Genomic DNA, 7055 nt, shown 5'->3' on the forward strand with positions numbered 1-7055 from the left:
GGTTTGGTGGCGCGGGGGGTCCCCCCCCGCCGCAGGGCGTAGGGGGCGGCGCGGGGCGGAGCCCCGCCGAAGGGCCCGCGCCGGGCCTGGGCCTGCCCACCAGCCCCTCCGGCATTTGAGGAGCCGCAGGCCCCCAAGGCACCATAGGAGCGCACTCAACGCCGGGCCACGGGGGGACAATGCGGCCGCGCACGCGAAACAGCAAGACCCCCGCACCCGTCGACAACCGCGTCACCGACGCCTCCGTCGGCTGGCTCCTCCAGGCCGGCTCCGTCCATATCCACCTCCCCGTGCCGACCGTCCGCTCCCGCACCCTGCGCCTCGCCGCCTCCGCGGCCGTCGCCGCCGCCGGGGTGCTGCTCATCGCCCGGCCGGGTCCGCTCCCGGCCGTCGCCGGGGCGCTCCTGCTGCTGCCCGCAGTCGTCCAGCTCGTCACCCTGGTCAGGACGCTGACGGGCACCCGGCCGAGGACCGTCGTACCCCAGAGCGAGCTGACCGCGGCCCTCGCCCTGCTCGCCGGACGGCTGCGGGAGTCCTACGACCGGGAGGAACGGCTCGCCCGTATCCACGATCCGGTCCCGCTGCGGGTGTCCTGGCGGGAGGGCGACCCGACGCTCGCCGATCACGCGAGCACCGTCCGCGAGCGGGGCTCGGAGCCGATCGACCTCAGCGGTGAACTGCTCGACGTGCTCACGGTCTACGATCGGCTGCCCGAGCGCCGGCTGGTGGTGCTGGGCGGCGCCGGAGCCGGGAAGTCCGTACTGGCGCTGCGGCTGGCACGCCGGCTCCTGGACCCCGGGGAGGGCGACCCGGCCCGGCCCGTGCCCGTCGTCCTGCCGATCGCCTCCTGGGACCCCTTCGCCCAGGGACCGCTGAGCTGGGCGGCCGGCCGGATCGCCGGACTCTTCCCGGAGCTGGGCGCGGACGGCGCCGTACGCCACGCGATCGCCGGGGCGCTGCTGGAGACCGGCCGAATCCTGCCGGTGTACGACGGGTTCGACGAACTGCCCGCCACCGCCCAGGCCAAGGGGCTGCGCGAGCTGAACCGTTCACTGGGCCCGGGCCGTCAGCTCGTGCTCACCAGCCGCCCCCGGGCGTACCGGAAAGCGGTCGCCGATGAGGACGTGCTCACCGCCGCCGCGGTGGTCAAGATCCAGCCGCTCACCGTCTCCCAGCTCGCCGACTTCCTGCCCCGTACCACCCGGCTCATCTCCGTCGACGGCACGCTGACCACCAAGTGGGACACGGTGCTGGCCCGGCTGCGGGCCACCGGTGACGACCCGGCCGCGCGGGAGCTGCGCAGGGCGCTGTCCACCCCGCTGATGGTGGGACTCGCCCGGTCCGCCTACAGCGACACCCGCGCCGACCCGGCCGAACTCCTCGACCGGGACCGCTTCCCGGACCACCGGGCGGTCGAGTCGCATCTGCTGGACTCGTTCGTCCCCGCCGTCTACGACATCGCCCTGGACGACCGGGTGGGCCGGGGACCCTGGGACGCCCGGCGGGCCGAGCGGTCGCTCGGCTTCCTGGCCCACCGGATGCGTACCGTCCACACCCAGGAACTGGCCTGGTGGCGACTGGACGAGGCACTGCCCCGATGCGCGGGCACGCTGGCGTCGCTGGCCGCGCTCGCCTTCGCGGTGGCGGCGGTCTGCTGGGGCGGCGGAGGCACGGCGGTGACCACCCAGTGGCCCGGCGGGCCGGTCTGGCTGGTCCTCACGGCCCTGGCGCTGCTCGTCCTGTTCGCGGGCTGGGCCGCCCTCCCGCGGACCGCCCACCCCGGTCCCGAGCGGCTCACGTTCCCCCGTGGCTGGCGCTTCTGGGAACCGGTGAAAACCCTGACCGCGCCCGCCGACACCGAGGCGAACGGCCCCTGGCGGGTGCTGCGCGACGCGCGGCGCGCGGCCGTGGCGGTCACTGTGATGCGCCTGGGCCAACGCGGCGACGGGCTGTTCGGGTTCGAAGCGCTGCTCCTCCTGGGGGTGCCGTTCCTCTGCTACGGCGCCTACGCGTACAGCGGCGAGGCCCTGGACCGGGCCCTGTGGGGCGAGTGGACGGCGGTCGCGGGCTGCTGGCTCGCAGCCGTGCTGCTGCACGGCCTCGGACGTACCGCCTGGGGCCGCTACACCGTGGCGCGCGCCTGGTTCGCCGCACGCGGCACGCTGCCCTGGCGGCTCAACGCGTTTCTGCGGGACGCCCACCGGCGCGGAGTCCTGCGGCAGAGCGGCGGCTTCTATCACTTCCGCCATATGGAACTGCGCGACCGGCTCGCGGCCGGGACAGCGCTCACCGAGCGGCGCGAGCGGCCGGTGGTGCGGCTGCTGGCCCTGGCGGTCCACCTCGCCTCGGCCGGCGCGCTGATCGCCTGGCTGATCACGGCACCCGGCGGTACGAAGGGGGAGGCCGGGCCGTACCGGACGGTGCCTTCCGACTGCTCGCTGCTCACCGTGGCGCAACTGGCCCCCGTCGTCTCCGGGGCCGTGGTCACCGGAAACAGTCACGGTCACTGCGAGTGGACCGGCACCGGACCCGGCCGGTCGTCCAGGGTTGAGCTGCACGCCCGGGCGATGGGACCCAAGGGGCGGGCCAGCGGGATACGCCAGGCGAACACCCTCCTGGGCCGCTCGCAGGCGCACCCGCTGCTGAAGGCGGTGGGCGACGGGGCCCGGAGCCGAAGCTACATTTCTTCCAACGGAGACAGCGCGGAGGCCGAGATCCACGCACGGACCGGAAACCTCTACATCCGGCTCCTGTACGAGGAGGATTACGCCGACGAGGACCGGGTCATGGGCGTCGCGGCGATCCTGGCCCAGCAGGTGCTGCACAACGCGGGCGCGCAACCGGCCCCGTCCCGTGCCCTGGCCTCGGTGCCGCTGCCCGCACTGCCCGGGGACTCCCTCCAGGCCCGCCACCGCCAGGTCCGGCCCCGGCTCGCCCTGCCGGTCTGGCGCGGCCAGGAGCGCTCCGAGCTGGAGGAAGTTGAGGACACCGGGATCGTCTACCGGCGCCCTCACTACACCTGTGTCGATGCCCCCGGAAGGCCCGAGAAACCCCTCTGCGGCGGCCTGGTCCAGGGACACGACGCGCCCGTTTATCTCCGGTGGTGGACCGACGTCAAGAAGTGCGGCCGGACAGTCTGCCCGAAGAAGGCGGAGGACGCCTTCATCCGGGGGTTCGGCTGGTTCGACGTCGAGGACGCGAACTGGAAGAAGCCGGGCGGGGGCGTCACCCACAGCGAGGCGACGGCACCCATGGCGGGCGACGCCGCCTTTCCCGACCGGACCCATGTGACCGGCGTCCAGTTGCTGCGCACCTTCATGGTGGGGGACCAGGTCCACTATCTGGCCTTCCGGATGGACATCGACGCGAGATACGCCGACGCGGCCCGCAAGGCGCTCCAGGACCTCGTCGCCCAGACCGACATCCCGGGCGGCTGACCGCGCCGGGGGCCGCAGCCCCACCCGTACGGCATCCCAGCCCGTACGGAATCCCAGCCCGTACGGCATCTCGCCCCCCACCCCGTCCTCACCCGTACGGTCCACCTCACCGCGCCCCGGCACCGCCCCCGGCGCAAGCTGCTTCCCATGAGCGCAAAGGATTCACCGAGGCCACGGCAGCGCGGCAGAAGGGGCAGGAGTGGCAGGGGCGGCCTGGGCGGCTGGTTCACGCCCGCCCGGACCACGGTGGTCGTCCTGCTGGTCCTGGCGATCATCTTCATGGCCGAGAACACCCAGCAGGTCGAGATCCGGCTGGTGATTCCGCTGGTGACCATGCCGCTCTATCTGGCCCTCCTCCTGATGTTCGTCATCGGAGCGCTGTGCGGCGGCCTCTTCTTCTTCCACCGCCGCGCCCGCTAGACCTTCGCCGGAGACCGCCGGAGACCGGCAGCGGGACCGGCAGGAAAAGCCGCGACCGGCAGAGAACGGCAGGGACCGGCAGGAACCGGACTCGCGGATTGAACATCCGCAGGGCGGGGGTGAGGATGGGTCGCATGCGGAACATCGTCGTGATCGACGCACCCTCCAACCTCGGTCTGCGCCCTCCGGCCCCGGGGACCGTCCCCGGCTGCTACAAGCTCGCCGGAGCCTTGCGCGAGCAGCGCATCGTGCCGAGACTGCGGGCGTTCGACGGCGGTGTCGTGGTACCGCCGCGCTACGACCGGGGCGACTGGCAGGAGGGCGACGGGGTCTTCAACGCCGCGGCCATCGCCGCGTACACACCGCGCCTCGCCGACCGTATCGAACAGCATGTACGCGCCGGGAGCTTCGCCCTCGTCCTCGGCGGCGACTGCTCGATCCAGCTCGGCGCCGCGCTCGCCCTGCGCCGGATCGGCCGCTTCGGACTGGCCGCACTCGACGCCTCCGCCGACTTCCGCCACCCCGGCAACTCCGACCGGATCGGGGCGGCCGGCGGCGAGGAACTGGCCATCGCGACCGGCCGGGGGCAGGACGATCTGACCGATCTGGAGGGCCTGCGGCCCTATCTGCTCGACGACGACATCAGGCTCCTCGGCATCCGTGACGAGTTCGACGACGAACGGGCCGAGCTGGCCCAGCTGAAGATCCCGGCGGCGTCCGTGTCGGAGGTGCGCGAATGGAGCCCGGCCGAGGTCGTGTCGGCCGTCGTGCTGAGCCTGGAGATACCGATGCTCGACGGATTCTGGGTGCATCTGGACGCCGATGTGCTCGACCCCCGGGTGATGCCCGCCGTCGACAGCCCCGACCCGCACGGTCTGCTGCCGCACGAACTGACCACCCTGGTACGCGGGCTGGTGCGCTCACCGCGCTGCGTCGGGATGAATGTGACCATCTACGACCCCGATCTCGACCCGGAAGGCACCGCCGGCGCGCTGCTCACGGATCTGATCGTCGACGCTTTCACCGAAGTGTGAGCGCCGGGCGATCCACTCGCTGAAGAATGACTTCGCCGCACGGTGACTTTGCTGAAGAGTGACCCACGGGACATCTGTTCGGTGCGGTGATGACCCTGTTCGATGGTCATCGGGCCGTCGTCAGGAGTCGGCGGCCTTCGGCGAGTGAAGCGAGGCTGCTTTGGCCACGACCGTGCGGCACACCGTACTGACCCTGCCCGCGGCCCCGGTGGGGCCGCCGAACCCCCTGCCCGCGCTGCGGCCGCTCGATGAGATGCACTCGATCGACGAGCGGGACAAGCGGGATCTGCCGCGCGACATGGCCCGGCAGATCGGCTACGAACCGCTGCGTACGCTGCTGCCCGAGCGGGTGCTCGACGGCTACGGCCGGGAGCGCACCGCCACCGGCCTCGACGCGATCGTCATCGAGAACGAACGGCTGCGCGCCACCGTGCTGCCCGGCCTCGGCGGCCGGATCCACTCGCTGTTCCACAAGCCCGCCGGGCGGGAACTCCTCTACCGCAACCCCGTCTTCCAGCCCGCCGACTTCGCGCTCAACGGCGCCTGGTACTCGGGCGGCATCGAGTGGAACATCGGCGCGACCGGCCACACCGCCCTGTCCTGCGCACCGCTGCACGCCGCGATCGTCCCCGCCCCCGACGGCGGGGAGATGGTCCGGCTCTGGGAGTGGGAGCGGCTGCGCGATCTGCCGTTCCAGGTCGATCTGTGGCTGCCCGCCGACTCCGACTTCCTCCATGTCGGGGTGCGGATCCGCAATCCGCACGAGCGGACCGCGCCGGTCTACTGGTGGTCCAACATCGCCGTCGAGGAGCATCCGGCCACCCGGGTCATCGCCCCCGCCGACGAAGCATGGCTCTTCGGCTACGAGCGCAGGCTCAGCCGGATCCCCGTGCCCGACTACCGTGACGAGGACCGCACCTATCCGCTGCGCAGCGAGTACCCCGCCGACTACTTCTACGAGGTGCCCGTCGAGTCCCGGAAGTGGATCGCCGCACTCGACGAGGGCGGCAAGGGGCTCGTCCAGACGTCCACCGACATCCTGCGCGGGCGCAAACTCTTCGTCTGGGGCTCGGGGCGCGGCGGCAGGCGCTGGCAGCGCTGGCTGACCGAGCCGGGCACGGTCGGCTACGCCGAGATCCAGGCGGGTCTGGCCCGCACCCAGCTGGAACACGTGCGGCTCGACGCGGGCGCGGAGTTCAGCTGGCTGGAGTCCTACGGCCCGCTGTCCGCCGACCCCGGTACGGTGCACGGCGGCAACTGGGCCGCCGCCTGCGCCGAGGTGGAGTCGCGGCTCGGCCGGGCGCTGTCCCGGGAGGCCGTGGACGCCGCGTACGAGGCGTGGCGGCCCTGCGCGGACACCGAACCCGTCCGCAGGCTCGCCGCGGGCTCCGGCTGGGGGGCGCTCGAAGTCCTGCGCGCCGGGGTCAAGCTGCCCGGCACCCCCTTCGACGAGTCGACCATCGGTGAGGAACAGGCGCCCTGGCGCGAGCTGCTGACCACCGGAGTCTTCCCCGAGCCGCGCCGGGTCGCGCCGCCGGGACCCTCGCTCGTCTCCCCGTACTGGCGCGACATGCTGGAGACCGCCGCCGCCGAACCGCTCACCGAGTACCACCTCGGTGTCGCCCAGTGGCACGCCGGAGACCAGGCCCAGGCCGTACGCAGCTGGGAGCGCGGCCTCGAACTCGCCCCCTCCCGCTGGCCGCTGCTGCGCTGTCTGGCCGTCGCGGACGAGGAGGGCGGCCACCCGGAGCGCGCCGCCGAACGCTATCTGGAGGCGTTCGACGATCTCTGCCAGGAGCGCCGCGACGACGGCGAGACATGGACGGCCGCGACGGCCGCGCTCGGCCGGGAGGCCATCGAGGCCCTGCTCACCGCCTCCCGCACCCGGGACGCCCGCTCCGTCTGGGCCCGGCTGCGCCCGGCGGTCCAGCAGCGCGGCCGGTTCCGGCTCCTGCACGCCCGGCTGCTGCTCGCCGAGGGACACCGGGACGCGGCCCGGGCGATCTTCGACGGTGGCTTCGAGGTGGCGGATCTGCGGGAGGGGTCGGAGATCCTGAACGAGGTGTGGGCGCAGCTGACGGACGATCCGCTGCCGGAGGAGTACGAGTACCGGATGCGGCCCGGGGGCTGACGGCGCCGGGCGCCGGACCGGGCCGCTGACGGC

4 protein-coding genes are annotated in these 7055 nt (G+C 73.1%); all 4 read left to right on the plus strand.

All coding sequences use genetic code 11. The features are described from left to right. Window positions 1-179: 179 nt before the first annotated feature. Window positions 180-3437, plus strand: coding sequence for an NACHT domain-containing protein (locus ACWF94_RS28460; protein WP_453494522.1), 3258 nt, complete (start codon window positions 180-182; stop codon window positions 3435-3437). Window positions 3438-3584: 147 nt separating this feature from the next. After that, window positions 3585-3857, plus strand: coding sequence for a LapA family protein (locus tag ACWF94_RS28465; RefSeq protein WP_453494525.1), 273 nt, complete (start codon window positions 3585-3587; stop codon window positions 3855-3857). A 134-nt stretch (window positions 3858-3991) separates the two neighbouring features. Next, window positions 3992-4891 carry an arginase family protein gene (locus ACWF94_RS28470; RefSeq protein ID WP_453494529.1) on the plus strand — a complete coding sequence of 300 codons (900 nt, stop codon included), beginning with the start codon at window positions 3992-3994 and terminating at the stop codon, window positions 4889-4891. 160 nt (window positions 4892-5051) lie between these two features. Further along, entirely contained in the window at window positions 5052-7022 is a 1971-nt protein-coding gene (locus ACWF94_RS28475) for a DUF5107 domain-containing protein (RefSeq protein WP_453494531.1), read from the plus strand. Window positions 7023-7055: the final 33 nt, after the last annotated feature.

This window comes from Streptomyces sp. NPDC055078 (assembly GCF_053607985.1).